This window comes from Paenibacillus tyrphae (assembly GCF_024158745.1).
Classification (GTDB): domain Bacteria; phylum Bacillota; class Bacilli; order Paenibacillales; family NBRC-103111; genus Paenibacillus_G; species Paenibacillus_G tyrfis_A.
This window is the reverse complement of record NZ_JAMZAW010000008.1, coordinates 186,234-210,773: the sequence shown is the minus strand read 5'-3', so window position 1 is coordinate 210,773 and position 24,540 is coordinate 186,234. Positions and strand designations below refer to the sequence as shown.

At 54.1% G+C, this 24,540-nt stretch carries 29 protein-coding genes and 1 pseudogene; 25 read left to right on the top strand and 5 right to left on the bottom strand.

What is annotated here, in order from left to right; genetic code table 11:
- Position 1 precedes the first annotated feature (1 nt).
- From NI000_RS14065 to NI000_RS14040, 6 genes are all read left to right on the top strand, one after another.
- Positions 2-661 carry a TadE/TadG family type IV pilus assembly protein gene (locus NI000_RS14065; protein ID WP_253411492.1) on the top strand — a complete coding sequence of 220 codons (660 nt, stop codon included), beginning with the start codon at positions 2-4 and terminating at the stop codon, positions 659-661.
- 2 nt (positions 662-663) lie between these two features.
- A complete protein-coding gene (locus NI000_RS14060; protein ID WP_253411491.1) occupies positions 664-1,188 on the top strand; it encodes an A24 family peptidase in 525 nt (174 codons plus the stop codon).
- A gap of 37 nt (positions 1,189-1,225) precedes the next feature.
- A complete protein-coding gene (locus NI000_RS14055) occupies positions 1,226-2,890 on the top strand; it encodes a DUF6382 domain-containing protein (RefSeq protein ID WP_253411488.1) in 1,665 nt (554 codons plus the stop codon).
- Positions 2,891-2,893: 3 nt separating this feature from the next.
- Complete coding sequence (locus tag NI000_RS14050; protein ID WP_253411486.1) at positions 2,894-3,790, top strand: PP2C family protein-serine/threonine phosphatase; 897 nt, start codon at positions 2,894-2,896, stop codon at positions 3,788-3,790.
- Between the two features lie 72 nt (positions 3,791-3,862).
- Entirely contained in the window at positions 3,863-5,422 is a 1,560-nt protein-coding gene (locus NI000_RS14045) for an ABC-F family ATP-binding cassette domain-containing protein (protein ID WP_253411484.1), read from the top strand.
- Positions 5,423-5,470: 48 nt separating this feature from the next.
- Complete coding sequence (locus NI000_RS14040; protein WP_253411482.1) at positions 5,471-5,761, top strand: Dabb family protein; 291 nt, start codon at positions 5,471-5,473, stop codon at positions 5,759-5,761.
- Positions 5,762-5,785: 24 nt separating this feature from the next.
- Here NI000_RS14040 and NI000_RS14035 read toward each other — a convergent pair whose 3' ends face one another.
- Positions 5,786-6,217, bottom strand: coding sequence for a DUF2269 family protein (locus tag NI000_RS14035; RefSeq protein ID WP_253411480.1), 432 nt, complete (start codon positions 6,215-6,217; stop codon positions 5,786-5,788).
- Between the two features lie 133 nt (positions 6,218-6,350).
- A complete protein-coding gene (locus NI000_RS14030; protein ID WP_253411478.1) occupies positions 6,351-6,680 on the bottom strand; it encodes an ASCH domain-containing protein in 330 nt (109 codons plus the stop codon).
- A gap of 86 nt (positions 6,681-6,766) precedes the next feature.
- Between NI000_RS14030 and NI000_RS14025 the strand changes: the two genes are divergently transcribed.
- From NI000_RS14025 to NI000_RS14015, 3 genes are all read left to right on the top strand, one after another.
- Complete coding sequence (locus NI000_RS14025) at positions 6,767-7,828, top strand: M42 family metallopeptidase (protein ID WP_253411476.1); 1,062 nt, start codon at positions 6,767-6,769, stop codon at positions 7,826-7,828.
- 33 nt (positions 7,829-7,861) lie between these two features.
- The gene (locus NI000_RS14020; RefSeq protein WP_253411474.1) at positions 7,862-9,778 is read left to right on the top strand and encodes an ABC-F family ATP-binding cassette domain-containing protein; all 1,917 of its coding nucleotides are present in this window, start codon (positions 7,862-7,864) and stop codon (positions 9,776-9,778) included.
- A 153-nt stretch (positions 9,779-9,931) separates the two neighbouring features.
- Positions 9,932-11,545, top strand: a complete 1,614-nt coding sequence (locus NI000_RS14015) for an ABC-F family ATP-binding cassette domain-containing protein (RefSeq protein WP_253411472.1) — start codon at positions 9,932-9,934, stop codon at positions 11,543-11,545.
- 105 nt (positions 11,546-11,650) lie between these two features.
- Here the strand turns inward: NI000_RS14015 and NI000_RS14010 are convergent, their stop codons facing one another.
- Entirely contained in the window at positions 11,651-11,875 is a 225-nt protein-coding gene (locus NI000_RS14010; protein WP_253411470.1) for a hypothetical protein, read from the bottom strand.
- A gap of 95 nt (positions 11,876-11,970) precedes the next feature.
- On the opposite strand from NI000_RS14010, the gene NI000_RS14005 reads away from it, so the two are divergent.
- The 8 genes from NI000_RS14005 (at position 11,971) to NI000_RS13970 (ending at position 18,066) form a co-directional block, all read left to right on the top strand.
- Positions 11,971-12,351, top strand: a complete 381-nt coding sequence (locus NI000_RS14005; protein WP_253411468.1) for a thioredoxin family protein — start codon at positions 11,971-11,973, stop codon at positions 12,349-12,351.
- 45 nt (positions 12,352-12,396) lie between these two features.
- Positions 12,397-12,780 carry a kinase-associated lipoprotein B gene (locus tag NI000_RS14000; RefSeq protein WP_253411466.1) on the top strand — a complete coding sequence of 128 codons (384 nt, stop codon included), beginning with the start codon at positions 12,397-12,399 and terminating at the stop codon, positions 12,778-12,780.
- Positions 12,781-12,801: 21 nt separating this feature from the next.
- Complete coding sequence (locus tag NI000_RS13995; RefSeq protein WP_253411464.1) at positions 12,802-14,190, top strand: sensor histidine kinase; 1,389 nt, start codon at positions 12,802-12,804, stop codon at positions 14,188-14,190.
- The gene (locus NI000_RS13990) at positions 14,191-14,850 is read left to right on the top strand and encodes a response regulator transcription factor (protein ID WP_253411462.1); all 660 of its coding nucleotides are present in this window, start codon (positions 14,191-14,193) and stop codon (positions 14,848-14,850) included.
- Between the two features lie 134 nt (positions 14,851-14,984).
- Positions 14,985-16,064 carry a Gfo/Idh/MocA family protein gene (locus tag NI000_RS13985; RefSeq protein WP_253411460.1) on the top strand — a complete coding sequence of 360 codons (1,080 nt, stop codon included), beginning with the start codon at positions 14,985-14,987 and terminating at the stop codon, positions 16,062-16,064.
- A gap of 6 nt (positions 16,065-16,070) precedes the next feature.
- Positions 16,071-16,718, top strand: coding sequence for a trimeric intracellular cation channel family protein (locus NI000_RS13980; protein ID WP_253411458.1), 648 nt, complete (start codon positions 16,071-16,073; stop codon positions 16,716-16,718).
- 11 nt (positions 16,719-16,729) lie between these two features.
- Positions 16,730-17,248, top strand: coding sequence for a hypothetical protein (locus NI000_RS13975; RefSeq protein ID WP_253411456.1), 519 nt, complete (start codon positions 16,730-16,732; stop codon positions 17,246-17,248).
- A gap of 80 nt (positions 17,249-17,328) precedes the next feature.
- A complete protein-coding gene (locus NI000_RS13970; RefSeq protein WP_253411454.1) occupies positions 17,329-18,066 on the top strand; it encodes a YhcN/YlaJ family sporulation lipoprotein in 738 nt (245 codons plus the stop codon).
- Positions 18,067-18,171: 105 nt separating this feature from the next.
- Here the strand turns inward: NI000_RS13970 and NI000_RS13965 are convergent, their stop codons facing one another.
- Complete coding sequence (locus tag NI000_RS13965; protein WP_253411452.1) at positions 18,172-18,882, bottom strand: response regulator transcription factor; 711 nt, start codon at positions 18,880-18,882, stop codon at positions 18,172-18,174.
- Positions 18,883-19,072: 190 nt separating this feature from the next.
- Between NI000_RS13965 and NI000_RS13960 the strand changes: the two genes are divergently transcribed.
- Positions 19,073-19,255, top strand: a complete 183-nt coding sequence (locus tag NI000_RS13960; protein WP_253411450.1) for an aspartyl-phosphate phosphatase Spo0E family protein — start codon at positions 19,073-19,075, stop codon at positions 19,253-19,255.
- Between the two features lie 62 nt (positions 19,256-19,317).
- Positions 19,318-19,542, top strand: coding sequence for a hypothetical protein (locus NI000_RS13955; RefSeq protein ID WP_253411448.1), 225 nt, complete (start codon positions 19,318-19,320; stop codon positions 19,540-19,542).
- A 44-nt stretch (positions 19,543-19,586) separates the two neighbouring features.
- Here the strand turns inward: NI000_RS13955 and NI000_RS13950 are convergent, their stop codons facing one another.
- Positions 19,587-19,904, bottom strand: coding sequence for a winged helix-turn-helix transcriptional regulator (locus tag NI000_RS13950; protein WP_010494072.1), 318 nt, complete (start codon positions 19,902-19,904; stop codon positions 19,587-19,589).
- A 256-nt stretch (positions 19,905-20,160) separates the two neighbouring features.
- Here NI000_RS13950 and purT point away from each other — a divergent pair.
- The 6 genes and pseudogenes from purT (at position 20,161) to NI000_RS13920 (ending at position 24,471) form a co-directional block, all read left to right on the top strand.
- Positions 20,161-21,352, top strand: a pseudogene (purT, locus tag NI000_RS13945) (formate-dependent phosphoribosylglycinamide formyltransferase).
- A gap of 108 nt (positions 21,353-21,460) precedes the next feature.
- On the top strand, positions 21,461-22,249 hold the full coding sequence (locus NI000_RS13940) for a TIGR00266 family protein (RefSeq protein WP_253411446.1): 789 nt from the start codon (positions 21,461-21,463) through the stop codon (positions 22,247-22,249).
- A 67-nt stretch (positions 22,250-22,316) separates the two neighbouring features.
- Positions 22,317-22,592: a hypothetical protein gene (locus tag NI000_RS13935; protein ID WP_025844419.1), complete on the top strand. Its 276-nt coding sequence runs from the start codon at positions 22,317-22,319 to the stop codon at positions 22,590-22,592.
- Between the two features lie 147 nt (positions 22,593-22,739).
- Positions 22,740-23,246 carry a metallophosphoesterase family protein gene (locus NI000_RS13930; protein WP_253411445.1) on the top strand — a complete coding sequence of 169 codons (507 nt, stop codon included), beginning with the start codon at positions 22,740-22,742 and terminating at the stop codon, positions 23,244-23,246.
- A 22-nt stretch (positions 23,247-23,268) separates the two neighbouring features.
- Complete coding sequence (gene ytxJ, locus NI000_RS13925; RefSeq protein ID WP_054976984.1) at positions 23,269-23,610, top strand: bacillithiol system redox-active protein YtxJ; 342 nt, start codon at positions 23,269-23,271, stop codon at positions 23,608-23,610.
- 39 nt (positions 23,611-23,649) lie between these two features.
- Entirely contained in the window at positions 23,650-24,471 is an 822-nt protein-coding gene (locus NI000_RS13920) for an alpha/beta hydrolase (protein WP_253411443.1), read from the top strand.
- Positions 24,472-24,540: the final 69 nt, after the last annotated feature.

Here is a 24,540-nt window from a genome sequence, read left to right as displayed (position 1 = left end):
TATGTTGCGATGGACGAAAGAGCAGAGAGGAAGCATCACTCTTGAAGCGGCGCTCGTGATGCCCTTTTTTCTGGCATTTCTTCTGCTGCTGATTGCGTTTATTCGCGTATCTTTGGCCGAGATGGCACTGCAGTCTGCCGTCTCGGAATCGGCCAAAGTCATTGCTGCCAACATGTACCCGGTCGAGCTATTGTACCGACAGGGGCAAGCGCGATGGCAGAACAACCGAGCCAGCGCTTGGCTGGGTAACGTGGTGACCCAACTGGAGACGGCCAGACAGACGGTCATCGATTCAGAAAAATTCGTAGAGGACTATGGTAAATGGATTCCGGAGCCTATGGTTCGTTTGGTCGCTTGGGAAAAAGAGCGAAGAGAACAGCTGGAGGCGCTTGGCAGCTCGGCAAAGGATGAAGTGAAGCAAAAGGTCGAACAGAAGGTCGCGGAGGCGGCCACACCAATTATTGCATCGTTTGCGGATATGGGAAGCCTTGATCGGAGTAAATTCAAAGTCACTTCTCTTCATTTTCCAAACTTTGACGATCGGGAGAAGGCTTATGTTGTAATCGAAGCCCAGTATGAGTACACGTTCGCAGTCCCTTTTTTTAAGAAAACCGTCATACTTCGAAAAAAAGCGCAGGAGCGCGCATGGATAGGGGGATAAGCATGGTGGGTATTTGGTTTGCTGCGGTAATGCTGGCCATTGCGTTCGTTACGGATATCACGAAACAAAAAATTCCGAATTGGCTTACCGTGACGGGAGCAATTTCCGGATTGATTTTTCATTTGGCTACGACCGGTTGGAACGGACTGGCGTTTTCCGCTGCGGGACTTGCCTGCGGCTTTGCTCCGATGCTCGCGTTATATGTACTTCGTGCAGTGGGGGCTGGAGATGTCAAGCTGTTTGCTGCGTTGGGAGCCTTTACCGGGGCGGTATTCTCTCTCTACGCTATGGCAGCCTCACTCATATGTGCCGGTCTGATCGCGCTGCTTGTGCTGCTATGGCGCAGCGATGGCGTTCAACGGCTGACCCATGCGGGATTTGTGTTCATTCAGCTCGCCGCGTTCCGCAAGCTGTCTGTATTAATGTCCGATCCTGCATCTGACGGCCGGCTCCGTTTTCCTTTCATGTGGGCAGTGCTGCCGGGCGTTATGATTACGATCATTCAATGGGAAGTATTAGGGGTTTAATGTGATGAGTGGAAAATAAAAGGAAAGGAGAATGGCATTGGACCAGCAGCTATACGGCCTGAAAGTCGATTTCGACAACCGGAACGGTCATTTTATGGTACTTTCTTCCCCGACCGGGATGAAGCAGCAAGACCTCTCGAACTTTCAAGTTAATATGCTTTCGGCTAACCGGATTCCGCGGCTGCTCGAAGTTCAGGTAGAGGCAAGGAACGGAGATGTATGCCTGTATTATGCTATTACCGGCAAACGAATGCTCAGCCACTGGCTGCGAATGGAGAAGCTTTCGCTCGCCCAATATTATACGCTGCTGCTGCATATTGTCGAAGTGCTCGACGACAGCAAGGTATATATGCTCCAACCCGGCAGATACGTCTTAAAGGAGGAGTATATTTATTGCGGAGCCGGTTTTCAAGATTTGTATTTAACTTACATTCCTAAGGAACATTTGGAGGGAAAGGGATCGGTTTCTTCAGATCTTCAACATTTGGCGTCGCGTTTGATTCACCGGGTAACCGAGCTCCAGGGAAGTGGATTTCAAGAGCTGATGCGTTATTTGCAGGAGGAAGCTTTCAATTTGCCCGAGCTTAAACAACTGCTCTTGAAGCAAATCGGTCTTTTGCAGCATGCGTCACCCGCAGGACCGGAACTCGTGGCAATGACGGCTCCGCCACAGCATGCTTTCAGAGCTTCCGTTCATCCGGAGTCTGCGTTATATCATAGTGCGGAGCAGCCGTTTATCGATCCCCCGAGAGCAGTACGCAACGAGTATTCGGTGTATGAGCCGGTTGGCGGACAGATACCCGTATCGTCCTCGCCACAGCATTCGGCGGAGCCCGGAATGTCCATGGCCGAAGCAGCAGCCAAAGCGAGGCCTGAATTCCGTAAGAAGCAACTGTTCGTTATTTTACTTACCGTTCTCGCATGGTGCTTCGTCTGGAAAATTTATTTTGACGATCCGAGCGACACCATGCTCTGGATGTGTATCGGTTTGACGCTGATCTTCACGGCGGGAGCATTGGTGCTGTTTCTCAGAATTGCAAAGACTTCAAGCGAGGTGCCGAAGCAGGGGGCACCGGGTCTGTCCTTCGAACCCAACAACGAAAAATTACCCGAGCCTGATCGCGGGGACCATTTAAACTTTATGAGCCGCGTCGGTTTGGCGTCGCCATCGCCAATAAGTTTTGCCGCTCCCGGAGATCCGGTTATGCCAGATGCAGGACATCCCAAGGGGCCGGACCCGATTTTTTCTCCGGCAACCGGGTGCAGCCAATTGTCGCATGGAGAGTCACAGCCTTACGAGGTACAGCCCCAATCCTCGGATCTCGCGATGCGAACAACGCTGCTTGCGCCGCAGGACGCAACGGTCTTTTTAGGCAAGGCGCTACGGCCTTCGAACGGTTCAAGCGCATACTTGGAGGTTTATCACAATGGCGTCAGGGAGGAAATACAACTCCATAAAAATAGCTTCGTCATCGGACGCGCTGGAGCGGGTGCGGATTGGGTGCATGAGGAAGCGGGCGTGTCCCGCTTGCATGCCGAATTTGTAAAGGATGATGAAGGCTATGCCGTCAAAGATTTAGGATCGCGGAACGGAACAACTGTCAATGGCGAATCTTTGGTGCCTTACCGGGTGCATCGATTGAAGGAAGGTGATATAGTTAAGATCGTATCGACCGAATTTACGTTTAAAATGGGGTTCTGACGCGTGAAACCGACGATTGCCGTCCATTTTCAATATGGATCCGCCACGCACACGGGATGGTTCCGTACAATTAACGAAGACCGCTCGCTGCTGCGAGTGGGACAGACAGTGAAAGGCTTTCCGTATGCCGCCGCCGCGCTCGCCGACGGGATGGGCGGCTCGGAGGACGGCGCACAAGCCAGCGAGTTGGCCATTCGTCGGTTGAAAGAGTGGCTTGACGCCAAGGCTCCCGCTTTGCTTTCTGCAGGAGACAGTCTGGCAAGATTGGAACGCGAGGCGGAAGCATGGTTTTTTGCCGTTCACCGGGAGTTGGTCGAAACGGGGCAGGGCAGCGGCGGCCGTCTCGGCACGACATTGACGTTCTTGTTGTTGATCGATGGCGTCTACTTCATAGCACATGTCGGGGATTGCCGTATTTACCGGCTATCGCCGGCAGGCCGATGCAAGCGGTTGACCCGCGATCACACATGGGTATCGGCCCAAGTCCGCCGCGGGCGAATGTCCGTACGGCGCGCACGTAGTCATCCAAAGCGCAATGTGCTGCTTCATTCGCTCGGCATGGGGGAACGGCCTGACGTTTACATCCGCTCGGGCTACTACGCACCGGGCACATTATTTTTGTTGAGCAGCGACGGTTTTCACGACCGGTTTCTGCCCAGATCCATTGCCGCGCTGCTGCGTACGGCGAATGGCAAGGGCAGTGACCTGCAGGAAACGTGCGACTTGATGCTAACAAAGGCGCTGCAGCGAAAGTCCGACGACAATATCAGCGTTGTTTTGTTGAAGCCCATGACGGGGAGAAAGGACGCAAAAGAGCGGCTGCGACTACACTTTGGACTATGGCTCCGCCGACTTTATCGCTGCGGCCGCAAGCTCCTGTCAAGTCTATCATCTGGATAACTTGCGCCTACTGATGTTATAATGAATTGTCGAGCGCGAATTATTTTCATAGACAGGAGATTCCGATATTACATGAGCTTGTTGACGGTGGAAGAATTAAGCCACAGCTTTGGTGGCAGGGTATTGTTTAAAAATGTTTCGTTTCGCCTGCTTCCAGGAGAACATGTTGGGTTAGTAGGTGCCAACGGCGTCGGAAAATCGACGCTGATGAATATTTTGACCGGAAATTTATTGAAGGATTCGGGGAAGGCCGAATGGACCCCCAAAGTAAATTATGGCTATTTGGACCAACATACGAAGCTGACACCGGGGAAAACGGTCCGTGAAGTGCTCAAGGACGCTTTTCTGCCTTTATTTGAACTGGAACAGGAGCTCAATGGGATCACTGATCAGATGGCCGATGCCGACCCGGAGCAATTGGAGCTGCTGCTTGAGCAAATGGGCGAGATTCAGGACCGCTTGGAAAACAGCGGCTTTTATCTGCTTGACGTGAAGGTCGAGGAGATGGCGAACGGATTGGGACTTGATGCGATCGGATTGGACCGCGACGTGGCTCAGCTTAGCGGGGGACAGCGGACGAAGGTACTGCTGGCCAAGCTGCTGTTGGAACAGCCGACGGTTCTTCTCCTCGACGAGCCGACCAACTATCTGGACGTCGAGCATATCGACTGGCTGACGGATTACTTGCAAAACTATCCGTACGCCTTCATGCTCATATCCCATGATACCGAGTTTATGAACAAGGTTGTAAACGTCATTTATCATTTAGAATTTGCCAAGCTGACGCGTTACACCGCTAACTACGAAAAATTTCTGCAAATGGCAGATATCAATAAACAGCAGCATATCGATGCGTATGAGAAGCAGCAGGAGTTTATCAAAAAGCAGGAAGATTTCATTCAGCGCAACAAAGCACGTTATTCGACGTCGGGCCGGGCAAAAAGCCGTCAAAAGCAGTTGGACCGCATCGAGCGGATCGACCGTCCCGAGGAGGCGGCAAAACCGACCTTCGTGTTCAAGGAATCGCGGGCAAGCGGACGCATTGTATTCGAGGGCAAAGACCTGGAAATCGGCTATTCCCATGCACTTCTGCCCAAAATGAACGTCACGATTGAACGCGGCGATAAAATCGCTGTCGTGGGATGTAATGGAGTCGGGAAATCGACGCTGTTGAAGACGATTTTGGGCAAAATCCAGCCGTTTGGCGGATCGACGTTTTTGGGCGACTTTCTGTACCCTTCTTACTTCGAGCAGGAAGTGAAAGCGCCGAATTTGACACCGATCGATGATGTATGGAATGAATTCTCGCATATGAATCAGCATGAGGTTCGGGCTGCGCTAGCCCGGTGCGGGCTTAAGAACGAGCATATCACCCGTCCGTTGAGCAGCTTGAGCGGGGGCGAGCAGGCGAAGGTTCGGCTGTGCAAGCTGTTGATGCACGAGAGCAACTGGATTGCGTTTGACGAACCGACGAACCACTTGGATGTAGCGGCTAAGGATGAGCTGAAGCGAGCGCTGAAGGAATATAAAGGCACGATCGTACTTGTATGCCACGAGCCCGATTTTTACGAGGATTGGGTAACGAAGGTGTGGGATGTCGAGGAATGGTCTGCCGCCAAAGCAGGCATGTAAGGACAGAAGCTGCTGACAAATTCGATTTTGAAAAGGGGATTAGAATCGATGATTACTCATATCGTATTGTTCAAATTAAAAGACCGCAGCCCTGAAGCGGTCAAGCGCACGTATGAAGTTCTGGCGAACATGGAAGGTAAAATCCCGGTGCTTCGCCATCTGGAAGTCGGCATGGACGTGCTTCACTTGGAACGTTCCTACGATATTGCGCTGATTACGAAATTCGATTCCCTTGAAGACTTGAAAACGTACGATACGCACCCGGTGCATGAAGAAGTGAAGGCGTATATGAAGCAGGTGCTTGACGGAACCAGCATTTGCATCGATTTCCAAAGCTGATTCCGGACTAGCTTCCGCAAGGTGTCACCATAACATCGGCTTCATGATCATGAGCCAGAGCATGACGAACAAGACGAACAAATATAAATAAAGCGACCGGCTAAGCTTGCGGAGAAGCGCCTGACGGTCGTGTTCCGGTTCACGCAGCTTACGGATTGTCGGAGAGAACGCGCGGGCCATGAACAACAACGACGCGAACAGGACGACGAACGTGCCGAAAATCCATGGGGTTGTCCATGGCCAACCGCCAAGCCACATCAGAAGCAGCCCGGAAGCGACGAGCACGTGTCCGGCATGCTTGGACAAACGAACGACGAAGCGGAAGGAATCGAGGTAGGAGTGCAGCAGATCGCCATCGGCGGTTTTTAGTTTGCGAAGCATTGGTATCAGCACGAAGAACGGTCCGATCGATACCATGGCACTGACGGCATGAATGAATACGAGCCAGGAATACATGGTCAACAACCTCCACAACGGTAGCTGAAAATCTTAAAGAAAGGAAACAGTGTAGCAAAGGCACCTGCAGCAAGCGGACCCGGCTTGGCCGGGGAGGCCGCGGCAGTACCGAGGCTACACTGTTTTTGCCGTATTACACGGCGCGGAATTCGTGGACCCACACTTTCATGTGCGGAAGCCACGGCATGCCTGCATGCAGGGATAAAATATAATTTTTGTAGGCCTCGACCGTCTCGTATCCTTCCGTCTTTGCGTGCTCGTCGGTCAGTTCTCCAAGCGATTGCTGATAAACGTTTGTCACTTCAAAGCGGTGGCCGTTCAACTCCATGATTTCACCCGGATCGGCGTAACGTCCGTTGCGGCGAGTAGCCGTTTTTTCTCCGCGGAGCACTTTATCGATATCTTCTTGAACGGTGACCAGACGGTCGATACTACAGGTTTTCGGCGGCAATGGTTGAGACATGTGGATATGTACCTCCTTGGTTATTAGATCCATTCCGTAGCTTACCTTAAATTGTTTTGAGAAGCAAACGAACGGAGGCAGATCCTATGAAATGGGATATAAACGAAACGTATATGATGCAGGTGCTGGACATGCTGCTCTCGACGCCTAGCCCGAGCGGTTTTTGCAGTGATATCATGGGCAAGCTGGCCGCCGAAGCGGAAAAGCTGGGGTACCCGATCAGCTTCACGCCTAAGGGCTGCGGGATTATAACGGTCGAAGGCCGGCAAAAGGACCGGGTAATCGGCTTATTCGGTCATGTCGATACGCTGGGAGCGATGGTGCGTTCGATTAAGAGCAACGGCACACTGCGGTTTACGCTGATCGGCGGCTACATGATGGGTTCCGTCGAAAACGAATACTGCCGTGTTCACACCCGTGACGGACGAACCTACGACGGTACGATCCTGACGACCAAGCCTTCGGTGCATGTCTTTCCGGATGCGCGAGATTTGAAGCGGGAAGAAGCGGTCATGGAGGTGCGTCTGGACGAACCGGTGAAGTCAGCGGACGATGTCAAAGCGCTCGGTATTGGTACGGGGGATATCATTTCCTTTGACCCGCGCACCGAGTTCAAAACAAATGGCTTTATCAAATCCCGTCACCTGGATGATAAAGCGGGTGTTGCCGCCTTGTTCGGGCTGCTTGAACTGCTTAAGCGCGAGGCTATCGTACCATCCTGCACGCTGAAGATTATGATCAGCGTATATGAAGAGGTCGGCCACGGCTCGGCTTGGATACCGGGAGACATTAGCGAGGTTATCGCGGTCGATATGGGTGCAATGGGAGAAGATTTGAATTGTACGGAATTCGACGTCTCGATCTGCGCCAAAGACTCGTCCGGGCCTTACGATTATGCGATGACGTCGAAGCTGATCGAATTGGCGAAGCGCGACGGACTGAGCTACGCGGTCGATATTTACCCGCAGTACATGTCGGATGCTTCCGCTGCGCTTCGTGGAGGAAGCAACATTCGCGCCGCTTTGATCGGCCCGGGCGTTCACGCTTCCCATGCGATGGAGCGGACGCATAAGGACGCCGTGCGGCATACGGCTTCGCTGCTTGCCGCTTACGTGACGGAGCCCGCCGAACCTTACGGCAATCAATAACCGCAAGCAGCGGCGAGGAGGTTTGAATCCGCTTTGAACATTATTACGGTAGAAGATATATATAAAAGCTACGGCGAGAAAGTTTTATTTGACGGCGTTCACTTTCAGATCAACGAGAAAGAACGGATCGGGCTCGTCGGCGTGAACGGCACAGGCAAATCGACCCTGCTGAAAATTATGGCCGGGCTCGAATCGACGGAGCGAGGAAAGCTCATCCATGCGAACGACTTCCATGTCGAGTATTTGCCGCAAAATCCGTCGTTCGATTCCGACTCGACCGTGCTTGAGCAGGTGTTTTACGGCGATACGCCGATGATGCAGGCATTGCGGGAATACGAATGGGCGCTGGCCGAGCTGCAGCTTGCCCCCGAGGATGAAAAACGTCAGGCGAAGCTGTTCGCCGCGCAGCAGCGTATGGATGCGACAGGCGCATGGGACGCCTCCACGACGGCTAAGACCGTTCTGACCCGGCTCGGCATCCGCGATTTTGGCCAAAAGGTCGGCACGCTTTCCGGTGGGCAGCGCAAGCGCGTGGCGATGGCTCGGGCGCTGATTCAACCGGCGGATCTGCTCATCTTGGACGAGCCGACCAACCATATTGACCATGAAACGGTGCAGTGGCTGGAAGAATTTCTTGCGAAGTGGCGGGGCGCGCTGCTGCTCGTGACGCATGACCGGTATTTTCTCGACCGGGTGACGAACCGGATCTTCGAACTGGACCGCGGCAAGCTGTACAGCTACGAGGGCAATTATGCAGCATTTCTGGAGAAAAAGGCCGAGCGGCTGGAGCGCGAAGCTGCGGAGGAAGACAAGCGGCAAAACCTGCTGCGCAGGGAGCTGGCTTGGCTCCGACGGGGCGCCAAAGCCCGGACGACGAAGCAGAAAGCGCGTGTCGAGCGTGTCATCGAGCTGCGCGACCGTAAGGTGGACGGACCCGCCGCACAGTTGGACATTTCGCTAAGCGCGAGCCGGCTCGGCAAAAAGATCATGGAGCTGGAAGATGTCGGTAAATCGTTCGAGCAGCGTAAAATCGTCGACAATTTCAGCTATATCGTTTTGCCTGAAGATCGCATCGGCATTATCGGACCGAACGGGACGGGAAAATCGACGTTTTTGAACATGTTAGCCGGCCGACTGGAGCCGGATGCGGGTTCCATCGTAACCGGACCGACGGTGAAGCTGGCTTACTACACGCAGGAAAGCGTCGAGATGGATGAGAAGCAGCGGGCGATCGACTATATTAAGGAAGCGGCCGAGGTGGTGCGAACCTCGAGCGGCGAATCGGTTACGGCGGCGCAAATGTTCGAACGGTTCCTGTTTACGCCCGCCCAACAATGGACGCCGATCGGCAAGCTGTCCGGAGGCGAACGGCGCCGGCTGTATCTGCTGCGCACGCTGATGGGCGAGCCGAACGTGCTTTTGCTGGACGAGCCGACAAACGATCTGGATATCCAAACGTTGACGATCTTAGAAGAGTATCTGGAAGATTTTCCGGGCGTGGTCATCACCGTATCCCATGACCGTTATTTTCTGGACCGGACGGCGGATCATCTGTTCGTATTCGAAGGGGAGGGCCGCATCCGAAGATTTTTCGGCAATTATACGGAATATTTGGAAGCGTCCCGAAGCGAAAAGCAGGCGGCAGCGGAGGAGCGGCGCGAAACCAAAGCGGCTGGCGAAACGACGCAGGCGCAGCAGCGCGAATCGAATCGTCCTCGCAAGCTCTCCTACAAGGAGCAGAAGGAATGGGACGAGATCGAGGATAAAATCGCCGGGCTCGAGGATCGTTTGACGCAGGTCAAGCGGGACATCGAGAACGCGGGCAGCGATTATACGAAAGCGCAAGAGCTATTCCAGGAAGAGCAGGAGCTGACACAGCGGCTGGAGGAAGCGATGGAGCGCTGGACCGAGCTGTCCGAGCTGGTCGAGAGTATCGCACAGAACAAGTAACGAAGCGTTTCATCGGTGCAGCTCGCCAAATTGGGCGGCACGAAAAATAACATCCAGTGGGAAGACGCGCCAATTTATGCTATAATATACGTTTGGAAGCGGCTTTACACGGGCTGATCGCTTTATTCTATTGCGAAAGTAGGTTTTAAACAGATGATTACGGTAACAGGAGTCACCTTAAGATACGGTAAACGGGCACTGTTCGAGGATGTAAACATTAAGTTTACTCCCGGCAACTGCTACGGTTTGATCGGCGCGAACGGAGCGGGCAAATCGACATTCCTGAAAATTTTGTCCGGTGAGATGGAGCCGAACAAAGGCGAAGTCAGCATCACTCCGGGCGAGCGTATGGCGGTTCTGAAGCAGAACCATTTCGAATATGACGAAGTTGACGTGCTCAAAACGGTCATGATGGGACATGCGCGTTTGTTCCAAATCATGGAAGAAAAAGACGCTTTGTATGCAAAGCCGGATTTCTCCGAAGAGGACGGCATGCGTGCGGCTGAGCTGGAAGGGGAATTCCAGGAGCTGGACGGCTGGCAGGCGGAATCGGACGCGGCGGAGCTGCTGATCGGTCTCGGCATTACCAAAGACCTGCACGATGTCAAAATGAAAGAGCTCGACGGCAACCAAAAAGTCCGCGTCTTGCTGGCGCAGGCGTTGTTCGGCAACCCGAACATTTTGCTGCTTGACGAGCCTACGAACCATTTGAACATCGAATCGATCAGCTGGCTTGAAAATTTCCTTGCCAAATATGAAGGAACCGTCATTGTCGTATCCCATGACCGTCACTTCCTGAACCAGGTGTGCACGCACATTGCGGATATCGACTTCAGCAAAATCCAGATGTACGTCGGCAACTACGACTTCTGGTACGAGTCCAGCCAGCTGGCTCTGAAGCTGCAGCGCGAGGCCAACAAGAAGGTCGAGGAGAAGCGCAAAGAGCTTGAAACATTCATTCAGCGCTTTAGCGCGAACGCCTCCAAGTCGAAGCAGGCGACTTCGCGTAAGAAGCTGCTGGAGAAGCTGACGCTCGACGATATCAAGCCTTCTACCCGGAAGTACCCGTTCATCAAATTTACTCCGGAGCGGGAAGCGGGTAAGCAATTGCTTCAAGTGGACCGGATCAGCAAATCGATCGACGGCCAGTTGATCTTGAACAATATCAGCTTTACCGTGAACAAAGGCGACAAAATCGCCCTCGTCGGCCCGAACGGGATCGCCAAATCGACGTTGTTCCAAGTGCTGACGGGTGAGCTTGAAGCCGATGCCGGCGAGTACAGCTGGGGCGTGACGACGACGCAGGCGTACTTCCCGAAAGACAACTCGGCTTATTTCGATACGGACATCAACCTGGTTGACTGGCTGCGTCAATATTCCAAGGATCAAGACGAGTCCTATATCCGCGGCTTCCTGGGCCGCATGCTGTTCTCCGGCGAAGAAGCGCTTAAGAAAGCAAGCGTGCTGTCCGGGGGCGAAAAAGTACGCTGCATGCTGTCCAAAATGATGATGAGCGGCGCCAACGTACTGATTCTGGATGAGCCGACCAACCACTTGGATTTGGAGTCGATCACGGCGCTGAACAACGGGCTGATGGATTTCGACGGAACGATGTTATTCGTATCCCATGACCATCAATTCGTGCAAACCGTGGCAAACCGGATTATCGAAATTACGCCGAACGGCTTGATCGACAAGGTCATTACCTATGACGAGTACTTGGAAAACGACGAGATTAAGAAGCAGCGCGACCTGCTTTACGCTTAATTTCCATCCCAAGATTGCTAGAAACAGCTGTTCCGTATAATTAAAAAAGGATGAGCCGCAGGCCTGGAAAGGCTGTGCTCATCCTTCTTTTCCAATCGCGGCCGGTCAGCTTCCGCCGGTACGCCGGCGTTGGTTGTTCGGCTTTTTGTTGTTTTGGCTTTTCATCACCGATGTGTTTCCGGCACGCTGCTGGCCATTGGCTTTAGCGTCATGCTGGGCTTGCTTTTTTTGTGCGAGCTTGTTTTTAATCGCATCCGCCAAGCTGACTTTTTTAGGCTCACCGGCGGATTGCGGTTGCTCATTCGAATTTTGGTTCGTTGTGTCCGACATTGTTTAACACCTGCCCTATACCCTGGATAGTACCATTCTACCGGATAGGTCCCTCTGGAAGCAATAAGCAAATATATAGGGGAGGGCTTGGAATCATGACGCTCGTCGAATGGTCGGAAAAAGAACTGCTTGCATGGACGCTTGCACCGTCCGAAGCCGCAGAACCGGAATTTCAGGAAAACGCGGCCACAGGCTACTTGACTCATTCGGAGCCCCGGTACGTATTCTTCTATACTCCGCTGTGCGGCACGTGCAAGGTAGGCGAGAGGATGCTGGAGGTCGTCGCGGCGTTGAATCCGCGGACTACCATGGGCCGCAGCAATATTAATTTCTCACCGGTTCTGGCGCGGAATTGGAAAATCGAAAGCGTACCGTGTCTAGTCCGTTGGGATCGCGGGACGGTGGCGGATAAGAAATATCGGTTCGACGACGTGCAGGAGCTGCACCGCTGGATGAATCTTACTACGAATGGTTGATGAGCCTTTCAGACTTATAACAAGGAAGGGAGTCGTATCTATACGATGCTGGAATCCATGTTAACTCCCGGAACGATGGTCCGGGCTTCCTACAAAACAGGCGAGTACGTAGGCGAGGTTGTCGAGCTGTCGCCTACCGGTAAAGTCGCCGTCAAGATTGCCGCAGTTGTGAAACACCCGACGCAAGGGGATTTGCACAATCCGATGGACCCGGATGTGGCGTTTTTCCATCAGCGGCGCGCGCTGGCCTATCAGGAGATTGCGCTTATGCCGCCGAACACGGTCCGGCCGTACCAAGGGACGGTGCCGGAATACCGCGAATCGCTGCGGCAGGCATTGGCGCAGGAGCGTGAGCAGCTTCAGAGGACGGTTCGCTGGGCCGAGCGATGTCTCGAAGAATTGAACCGGCTCGAGGGAGAGTACGCTTAAGACGGAAGGGATCGGGGTATCATGCTGTTTGTTTTTATCGGCCTATGGACGATCGGGCTGCTCCTGATCGTCACCGATCCGAAGCGGGCGACGACACAATGGATCAGCAGCATCGCCTTTACAGGCGGCTGCGGCGGATTGTCGGCGGTGATCGCGGACGATCTCGTGCCTTATTTGTTTGACCGCGGCCTGTTGACGATGCCTGTTGCGGTACTGCTGGCCAAAGCCGAGCTCGCCAGTTCGCTGATGTGCTACTTCGGCTTGCCTTATACGTTTTTGATGTTCGCAATCGTTTACTACCCGGATTATCCGGTGTGGCCGTGGAAACGATGGATTCCGTGGGTGCTGGTGGTTCTTCCTGCTTTTTCCTTCGTGCTCGAACCGAAACCCGGCGATCCGATCCCTTATTACTTTGTCACCCCTTGGACGGCGCCGTATATTGTGACAGGCACCGTTTTATTGATCATGGCGCTGCTTAAGGAGAAAAATTCGTTTCTCCGCCGCAGCCGGATGCTGACGACGCTAGCGGCCGCGCCGACGCTGGTATTCGCTTTGTTTACGCTTTATTTGCTTCCCACCTTTTTCGGTGTGTACGAATGGTGGCGCTATAATATCTGGGTGATCGCACTCACCCTGGCAATCATTGTCGGATCGAGCTTCCGCTATGGATTTATGGGTCTGCAAATCTCGATACGTAACCAGAAGCTTGATTATACGCTGCGCGCGATTACGTCCGGGACATCGATTTTAAACCATGCGATCAAGAATGATGTCGGCAAAATCCGGCTGTTCGGCGACAAAATCAAATCCGAGGCGGCGGCCGGACGAACGGACCCGGCTCAAGTGGTGCAGGATATGGAAGTCATTTTGTCCGCTTCGCAGCATATTTACGATATGATCTACCGGATTCAAGGACAAACGCAGGAGATCAAGCTTCAACTGGAGGAGCTGGACCCGCGCGAGCTGATGAGGGACTGCATCCGCACGCTGTCTCCGGAGCTGCATAAGGTCGAGGTTCGCGAGCAGTATTTGACGGAGGAGCGGATTGCCGCCGACCGGGCGCAGCTGACCGAGGTGTGGACCAACGTGCTTACGAATGCTATGGAAGCGATGCCGGACGGAGGCATCCTGACCGTACGCTTGACGGAAACGAAGCGCAAAGTCGTTGTGGAAGTGAAGGATACGGGTCCGGGAATGGACAAGGGGCAGCTCAAACGCGTCTTCGATCCGTTCTACACGACCAAAAGCGGTAAAAAAATGAACTTCGGCTTGGGACTGTCTTATTGTTATACTATAGTCCAGAAGCATAAAGGCACCATGAACATTCACAGCAAGCCGGGCCAAGGAACGAGCGTCTTCATGCAGTTTCCGAAGCAAAAGCGGCTTCCGGCGGGAAGGGAGTTAATTTGAATGGAGCATCCTGCGATTCGCGTCGTCATTGTCGAGGACGATCCGGACTGGCTGCGCGGCCTGCACAGCTACTTGCAGAAGGAGCCGGATATCGAAGTGGTGGGTCAGGCTTCGTCCGGTGAAGCGGCTATCGAGCTGCTGGAGAGAACGGAAGCGGATGTCGTTCTGATGGACGTCATGATGTCCGACAGTCCGGAGGGCCTGTGGGCCGCAGCGGAAATCGTTAAGTGCAGCGGGGCCCGCGTCGTGATGCTTTCTTCGATGGAGGAGAAAGAAATCATTTTTGAAGCGTTCAAGGCCGGCGCTGTCGATTACATGGTGAAGTCCAACTTCACGGAAATTCCGCAGACGATCCGCAGTGCGTACGCTAACCGGAGTTCCATCCATCCGAGCGTCGCTGCACAGATGCGGGAAGAATTCCGCCGCCTGAAGCAGCTTGAGCACGAGGTGCGGGTGAGAGAGCTCAAAAATTTGCTGACGCCGACCGAAATTCAAGTGCTCGATTTGATCGAAAAAGGGCACACCCAAACGCAAATCGCCGATAAATTTGTTGTCTCGATCCGGACAATAAAAGTGCACGTTGGGAACATTTTGAAGAAATTGGGCGGGAAAAGCAGCAAGGAAGCGGCTCAAAAAGCAAAAGATATGGGCATTCTGTAAGCTGCCCGAAAAGCGGCTGCCACAGGCGTAAAAACCGGAAGGACGCCGCTTTTTGCGTTACACCTTGCACGTAGTTTGTGGTATAGTGGAACTGTTTGAGAACATAGAAAACCGTCAGCGAAGGAGCCTAACGCATGAGCGCAAACGACAAAATACAAATCGGCGTCATCGGCGCCGGCAACATCGGCAACGTACATATTCAGGAATTTTTGCAAATCCCGGACGCCGTCGTAACGGCCGTAACGGACGTCTACCAGCCTATGGCTATCGCGCGGGCGAAGGAATACAACATTCCGAACGTTTACGCAACCTATCAGGAATTGCTGCAGGACCCGAACGTGGATGCGGTCATTGTAGCCGTCCCGAACGATGCTCATGCACCCATTGCCATCGAAGCGCTCCAAGCCGGCAAGCACGTTCTGCTTGAAAAGCCGATGGCCGTCAACGCGGCTTCCGCCAAAGAAATTGTCAAGGCGCACCTGAAATCGGGCAAAGTGTTGATGATGTCGCATCAGATGCGTTGGGAATCGCTTAACATGCAGGTGAAGGAACAAATCGATAAGGGTGCACTCGGCAGCATCTATAATGTGAAAACCGGCTGGTTGCGCCGCAAAGGAATCCCGGGCTGGGGCACTTGGTTTACCCAAATGCATAAATCCGGCGGCGGACCGCTGATCGATATCGGCGTGCATATGCTGGATTTGTCGCTGCATTTGATGGGCAGTCCGAAGCCGGTCTCCGTCTTCGGGACGACATATGCCGAGTTCGGACCGAAGAAGCGCGGCATCGGCACTTGGGGCAAGCCGGACTGGAACGGCTTTTATGACGTTGAAGATCTGGCGACCGCTCTTATCAAGCTGGATAACGGTAGCACGCTGTCGCTCGATGTAAGCTGGGCCGCCAATACCGATTTTATCGATAACGGGCCTTACATTTACCTGATGGGCTCCGAGGGGGGCGCTTCCCTGCGTGCAGGAAGAGGAACGCTCCATACCGAGCTGTTCGAGCGGACCGCCGACGTGGAGCTGACGGTGGATTCGAACGATGAAGGGCCTCGTCAGCGTATGAGCCGCCATTTCCTGGATTGTATCCGGGAGCACCGCGAGCCGCTTACATCTGCGATGTCAGGGCTGACGAACAGCTTAGTATTGGAAGCGATCTATGAGTCGTCCCGCACAGGTCAGCTCGTTACGCTGGATTGGAGCTTGGACTAAACCCCTATGGATGAACTGCTTCAAGTGAATCTGCAATTATTCAGCATTATCGGCACGATCGCGTTCGCTATTTCCGGCGCGGTCGTTGCCATGGAAGAAGAGTACGATATTCTGGGAGTTTTTGTGCTGGCGTTTGTGACGGCGTTCGGCGGTGGGGTCGTCCGGAACTTGCTGATCGGCATTCCGGTCAACACGCTTTGGACACAGGGACTTTACTTGAAAACGGCGCTCATCGCGGCGTTTCTTGTTTTTATCGTTCCGGTCAGCTGGATTCGCCGTTGGAAAACGTGGGAATCCTTGTTCGACGCTGTCGGCTTGGCGGCTTTCTCGATTCAAGGCGCGCTGTATGCGGTCCAGATGCATGCTCCGCTGAGTGCCGTCATCGTCGCGGCGATGATGACCGGAATCGGCGGCGGAATCATCCGCGACGTGCTGGCCGGACGGAAGCCGCTTGTATTGCGTGACGAGATTTATGCGGTTTGGGGCATGCTGGCGGGATTTCTGATCGGGATCGGCTGGTTCCAAGGTTCGTGGCCGCTGCTCGGTCTATTTGCGATTATCGTTATATTGCGGATGCTGTCGGTGCTGTATAAATGGCGGCTGCCGCGGCGTACGCTGCGGCTCAATGAAGAACGGCCGCTCAAAGAAAGCTGAGGGGGCTTGGCATGATGTCGGAAGCAAACGATCCGAACGCGTCCTGGAGCAGCCGGCAACGTATCCGGGGCGAAGAAATCGGGGAGCGGCTCGACTCCGTTCGCGTGTTGAAAGAAGATGCGCTTGAACTGTATGAAATCGCCAAAGACAAGGCGACGGGGGAGCATTACCTGCATTACGCCTATTTGCACCGAAATTTGGCCGCGATTCCGGCGGGACCGGAGGCTGTACAGGAAGAATCGTTTCATCATTTGATGCCGCTGGAAAGCGACGAGGTGCTCGTTATTTTATTCGGAGAAGCGCCTTACGATTATCCGGCCAACTGGAGCAAGCCGTTCCTGCGCAATGGTCCCGAAGGCGATTATGTGTGGTTCGATCCTGGCTATGCAGCAGCAGAAGCCGAGCACGAAGCGATCGGACGCGACATTGCGGAGCAGCTTGCGCTCTTTAAGCAAGCGGGAGACGTATCCGAACAAAAAATCCGCGAGCTGCTGGAGCGGTTAAATCCTGACGATAGCGAAAAGAAGTAGCGCTGCGCATATTTTCCGGCGGGTGATTCATCCTAAGCGTGAGCCTTACGAGGGCACGTCTACAGGAGGGACACGACAGGATGAACACCGTGATAAGCCGAAAGGGGCTGCTTCTGCTCGCAGTAGCCGGGTGCTTGCTGCTGCAAAGCGCTTGCGGCGGGAATAGGCCTCAGGCCAGCCGTCCCGGCGGCGGGCTGGAGGATTACCGGCAGCAAGCCTTGTATGACCGCGATTCTCGCAATAACGAAGACGGATCGCTTGGGGTCAAGCAGCGTTGGACAGACGAGCAGCAGGCCCGTCAAGGGAAGGAATACAGCGGACGAAAACAACTCGATATGACGAACCGGCACTCGGCGAGTACGATGGCATTCGCGCCGCAGATCGCGGAGCGGGTGAAGGGCGTCTCCGGCGTCCGTGAGGCTCAAGTGCTGCTGACGGAAGTGAACGGCTATGTGGCGGTCGTTTTGGACGGTCATAGTCCGGAAGCCGAGGCGTCGCCGGATATGCTGGGGTATCAGGTAACGTCGAAAGGCGGCGTCGGGATATTCGGAGGAACCGATAAAGGGCCGAACCGGTATTCGTGGACGGAAAACGGGGGCTTGTCGACAGGAAAGGCCGATGAAATTCGCAAGCTGGTCATGTCGATGGCGCCTACCAACATTCAGCAAGTATATGTATCGGCTAACCCGAATTTCGTGCAGCGGGTCCGCTTTTATGCGAAGGAAGAGAAGGAGCGCGGCACCATGACGAATTATATGAACGAGTTCAATACTTTGATCCTGCATGTATTTCCAGACGATGCCAACACCCGCAAATAACGATGTCGCCGTATGCAAAAATCCGGCCGGTCGCAACGCTTTGATAAGGTTGCGTACCCGGCCGGATTTTTATGTTGATAAAAGTGCGCAGTCGGTGACATCCGGTTAATTGGCCTTCATCGGCATTTCGAATTTATATCCGACGCCCCATACGGTTTTGATATATTTGGGCTCTTTAGGGTCCGTCTCGATTTTTTTGCGGAGATTCGTAATATGTACGTCGACCGAGCGTTCGGTCACAAAGGAATCGATGCCGCGAATTTTGTTCAGCAGCTCTTCTCTTGAGAAGACTTTGCCCGGATGAAGCCAGAAATTTTTCATGATTTCAAATTCCGAATACGTCGTTTCCACCGCTTGACCGTGTAAATAGATGCCCCGCTTTTCCAAATCAAGGACGATGTCCTTCGTTTCCGTAGGCACAGGGTCCTCTGCTCCAGGTCTGACCGTTTGGGTTAAGGCGGAGCGGCGCAGAAGGGCACTCGTCCGCGCGGCCAGCTCCCGCATGCTGAACGGTTTGCACAAATAATCGTCTGCACCGATCATCAGCGCATTGACGCGTTCGGATACCTCGCTTTTGGCGGAAACGATCATGATCGGTACGTTGGAGACGGTGCGAAAGTGCTTGCACAGCTCGATGCCGTTCGTATCCGGAAGCATCAAATCAAGAATGACGACATCCGGCTCATGCCGGCTGAACAATTCTTTGCCCTGCTTGCCGTCGGCTGCACAAAACACGGTGTAATTTTCTTCGCTCAAGTAAATGGATATCATATCCGCAATACTTTGATCATCCTCAACCAGCAATACTTTAGACATGATGTGCCACCTCGACGAAATGAAGTATTAGATAAATGTTAAGAAACTTAATAAAAATCAAATATGCGGCTGCTACTTTTTTAAAGAATGTCCTTCATAATCGAAATCGTAGAAAGCCTTAAGAGCGGAGAAACCGACACGGAAACGGCCGGCCGTTCGTTCGCGCGAACAAAGCCAAGGAGGCATACCAATGCTGATTCATGCACAGTTGGAACACCGAATTCGCAGCTGCATCGACGAGTTGAACGCTTTGGTAACCGGCCAAGGCTGTTTATTGACCGATCCTGAAGTCGTACATAAAAGCATGGAGCTCGACGAGCTCATTTTACTTGCCATGCGTCCGCTGCAGCCGGTCGGGCAAGCCGCCGTATAAAAATTTCGGCAGGAGGTCATACCAAAGAAGTCATGACTTCTTTGGAAGGATGTGCCTCTCCTGTGAGCAGCGCTTACAAAGTTCGTGCTTACTGCAGCGCTTCGAGCTGCAACTACGCCCCCCAACGAGATATCATCCGGACGGTCAACCATGAGTCGTCCTTTTCGCGTGCGTTATTTATGAACGGCTTGAACGAGCTGGACATGAAAATCAAATGCCCGCAGTGCGGGCACCGTATGTTCTATTACCCGGTCACCTGGATGGCCGAGCCTGTCCACCACGATTAACGCTTCTTCCATTGTAGCATGGGAGGGCATGACAAGAAACGGGGTCATTTGACCCACGTTTCTCCCCACTTTTGAACCGCATTCATGACCGGTTCCAGTGCTTTTCCCTTATCTGTTAATTCGTACTCGATCCGGACCGGCGTCTCGGGATAGACGTGCCGGCTGATTAATCCGGCGGCTTCCAGCTCTTTGAAGCGTTCGGCAAGCATACGGTCGCTCATTCCGGGAATCATCTCGGAGATATCTTTAAAGCGGCACGGACCTCCCAATAATGCCCGGATAATCAGACCGGTCCAGCGCTTGCCTAAAATTTCAAAGGCGGCTTCGAATTTGGGACATAAATGATGCGGATGATCTGCCATCGTTTTCACCTCTTCTTAATCTACATTTTAGCATAAGTTACTTGACAAAAGTAAGTTTTTTGTTTCGTTTTTGCTGGTTTTGGCAGTAGGAAGTCCCGGCCGCTCCGTTCGCCCCAGGCGTGGCGGGGCTTTTCCCGGTTCTTAACGAAATTTGTCGTTTTTCGTCGCAGAATGGAGTTGAAAAATCGAATAAAGTAAAGTATAACAGCGATAGGACTTTCATGAAAATCATACCATCATTCAGGAGGAACCTTCCATGTACGGTGCACCGTTATCGACGAACGCAAAAAAAATGATGCTGCTGGGAGCAGGCGAGCTGGGCAAGGAGGTCATTCTTGAAGCCCAGCGTCTTGGCGTGGAAACGATCGCGGTCGACCGTTACGCGAATGCGCCCGCTATGCAGGTGGCGCACCGATCCTATGTCATCAACATGCTGGACGGCGAGGAGCTGCGCCGAATCATCGAGAAAGAACGCCCCGATCTTATCGTGCCCGAGATCGAAGCGATTGCGACGCCTACCTTGGTGGAGCTGGAAAGCGAAGGCTACCGCGTCGTGCCTACGGCAACCGCCGCGAGACTGACGATGGACCGGGAAGGCATCCGCAGGCTGGCCGCGGAGACGCTTGGCTTGCCGACAGCGAAGTATGCGTTCGCCGACAGCTTGGAGGAGCTGCAGGAGGCTGTCGCGACGATCGGAACGCCGTGCGTCATTAAGCCGATTATGAGCTCCTCGGGCAAAGGGCAGAGCGTCTGCCGTACGCCGGAAGACGTAGAAGCTAGCTGGAACTATGCCATGGAAGGCGGCCGGGCCAAAAAGACCCGCGTCATCGTGGAGGAATTCATCCGATTCGATTCGGAAATTACGCTGCTTACCGTCCGATCCGTCTCCGGAACGACGTATTGCGCGCCCATCGGCCATATTCAAAAGGATGGCGATTATATCGAATCCTGGCAGCCCCATGCGATGAGCGACGCTCAAATCGCGGAAGCCCAGCGGGTGGCGGGAGCGATCACCGAAGCGCTTGGTGGCGCGCGGCATTTATGGGGTGGAATTGTTCCTTGCGCCGGACAAGGTGTACTTCAGCGAGGTAAGTCCCCGCCCGCACGATACGGGAATGGTGACGATGGCTTCGCAGGATTTGTCCGAGTTTGCTTTGCACGTACGGGCGATCCTCGGGTTCCCGATCCCGAATGTGCGGCTGCTGACGCCGGCGGCTTCCTATACGTTGAAGGCGGACTGGGAAACGTCGGATTTTCGCATCGGCGGTCTCGAACAGGCGCTGGCGGTCCCGAATTCCCAGGTTCGCGTGTTCGGCAAGCCGGAGACGAAGCCGGGCCGACGGATGGCTGTCGCTTTGAGCTCGGCAGAGACGGTGGAAGGCGCCCGCCAGCAAGCCAATGAAGCCGCTTCGCACCTGCGGATCGAGTACGGGACGGACAAGGCTTGAGGCCGCGAAACCGCGGCATCGGGATGTGCGTATAACATCCATACGGTTCATAGAGTCCTTCCATCATTGACAACGGGTACAAGCCCCGCCTAAAAGGAGAGATCGTCCATGAATGCACATGAAGTTGATTACCGGATCATCGGTTCGGAAATGCAGTTTGTCGAGGTCGAGTTGGACCCCGGAGAAACCGTTTTTGCCGAAGCCGGATCGATGATGATGATGGACCAGAACATTCAGATGGAAACGATTTTCGGCGACGGCAGCGAGCAGAACAAGGGCTTCGTCGGAAAGCTGTTCGGCGCGGGCAAGCGGCTGCTTTCGGGCGAGAGCTTGTTCATGACCGCGTTCACGAACCGGGGCGCGGGCAAGGAATGCGTCAGCTTTGCTTCTCCTTATCCCGGCCGCATTTTGCCGATGGATCTGATGGAGCTGAACGGCAAGCTGATCTGCCAAAAGGATGCGTTTCTGTGCGCGGCGAAGGGCGTTTCGGTCGGCATCGAGTTTCAGCGCAAGCTGGGCGCCGGATTTTTCGGCGGAGAAGGCTTCATCATGCAGAAGATTGAAGGCGACGGTTTGGCGTTCGTTCACGCGGGCGGGGCGATTCATGAGCGAGTGCTGGGCCCGGGCGAAATGATCCGCGTGGATACCGGATGTCTGGTCGCGATGACGCAGGATGTGGATTACGACATCGAGTTCGTCAAAGGCGTCAAGACGGCGATCTTCGGCGGCGAAGGGCTGTTCTTCGCCACGCTGCGGGGACCGGGCCGGGTATGGATTCAGTCGCTGCCGTTCAGCCGGTTGGCGGATCGGGTGATGAGCGCGGCACGGACGGGCGGACGCAAGGAGGAAGGCAGCATTTTGGGCGGCCTTGGGAATCTGCTTGACGGCGACCGTTAAAAAACGATATGATTGATAATACGATTATTTTTTGCCGCTCACAATATCGTTGAAAGAGGTGCTGTAGATGGCGTACCAACCACAAGTCATCGATGCCAAAATCGTCAGTCACAATCCGAAAAACGGATTGTTCGAAATCGTAGCACAATTGAAGGATCGGACGGTTTGCCGTCTTATTTACGAACGGGACCCGGCAGGCAACGTCACGCCAACCCATATTAACCGGCTGCTGAAAGAGCCTTGCCCGATTTGCCGCAAAGACTTTTTGTGCAACTGCATGTCCAAGTTCAAAGAAAACATTTCGTCTCAAGCGCTTGACTTGGCGGGTACTCCGCAAGCTTAAACCGGCGGACCGTTCGAACGACCCGTGGACCTCTTGTTCACGGGTTTTTGGGTTCGATACGGGCAAGCACCCTCGCGGTGCTTTTTTCTTTTCCCTGGTTGTATGGTAAAATGAAGAAATCAATGTAAATGGAGGGCGGGAGCTGCCATGCGCATCGGAGTCGTATCCGATACTCATATGTACAGCCGGGCCAGAACGCTGCCGGAGCCGCTTGTTCAAGGCTTGCAGGGGGTCGATCTGATTCTGCACGCGGGAGATTGGGTGGACGAGGCCGTGTGCGATCTGTTTGAGGCGCTGGCCCCGGTTGACGGGATTGCCGGCAACAACGACGGCATGGACATCGTTAGACGCTTCGGCCGCCGCAAGCTCCTTGAGCTCGGGGGGTACCGCATCGGGATGGTGCACGGACACGGCGGCCGTTCTACACCCGATACGGCTTACGAATCGTTCCGCGACGCGGAAGGGAAGGGGACGGCGGACATCGTGCTGTTCGGCCACTCGCACATCCCTTACAAGGAAGAACGCGGAGGCATGCTGCTGTTCAATCCCGGATCGCCGACCGATAAGCGCCGGCAGCCCCGGTATTCCTACGGTATCCTTCAGCTCGGAGACCGGGTGGAGGCCGACCATTATTTTTTTGACAAAACCAATTGATTCAGGAGACGGAGGAAGCGACATGGCACAGTGGAAAGAAATTACAACGAATGAAGAGTGGGAACAGCTTTTGGCGGCGACGACGGAACAACCGATCGTTGTGCTCAAGCATAGCACGGCATGTCCGGTCAGCTTCAATGCGCTGCAAGAATATGAGGCTTATCTTGGAAAAACGCCGAACACGGATGTCGAGTATGTGTTGGTCAAAGTCATCGAGTCTCGTCCGGTGTCCAACCAAATTGCCGAGGATACGGGCGTAAAGCACGCTTCGCCGCAAATTTTATATATCAAGAACAAAGAAACGGTCTGGAATACGTCGCATTGGGCGATCACCGAAGAACATATGACCGCGGTATTGAACTAAGGCCGGCAAGCTAAGGCTAAGGAAAGGGGAACGACCGCAATGGGAGTGACGCCGTTTGCGTTTTTTTCCGGCGCGTTGTTTGCGCGCAAGCTATGCTACGTCTATCTTCCCCCGAGCTATAACGAGTCTGAGGACACCCGCTACCCGGTTGTTTATTTGCTTCACGGGCTATACGGGAACGAAACGAGCTGGAGCGTGAAAGGAAACGCCGAGCAAACGATCGAACAGTTCATGACTTCCGGAGACCTTCGCGAGAGCATCGTAGTGATGGTCAGCGACGGAGGTTACGGCCACGGCACGTTTTACGTTAACTGGTTTGACGGCTCGGGACGCTTCGAGGATTATTTCCTGTACGATCTTATTCCTGCGATAGACCGCGAGTTCCGCACGGTGGCAGATCCTTCCCACAGAGCCCTCTGCGGCCTGTCCATGGGCGGGTACGGCTCGTTCGTGCTGGCACTGCGCAATCCGCACCTCTTCGGGGCGGCCGCCAGTATCGCCGGCGCGCTCATGTCGGTCGGCCTCATGAACGAAGCGTTCCTTCGTACGGATGTGTGCCGGATGATCGGACCGGTACACGGGCCTTATGCGCAAGAGCTGGATTTGCACGTGCTGGCTGCACGTAGGGTGAAGGAAGAAGTCCGGCCCGCGCTTCATTTCAACTGCGGCACAGCGGACTCATTATTCCCGCTCAACTCCGCTTACCAGGCGCTGCTGGAGCAGATCGGCTATCCGCACGAGTATATGGAATTCGAAGGGGATCATAACTGGGAGTACTTCGGAGGGCATCTGCCTGAGGCGCTCCGGTTCATTGAACGGTGTTTTGCCGGATCGGCGCCGAAGCACAGCCCGGCGGTTTGACAACCAGCGCTGAAAAGCCCGCCGTCTTCCGTGATGAAATGCATCATTTCATCGCTGAAGACAGGCGGG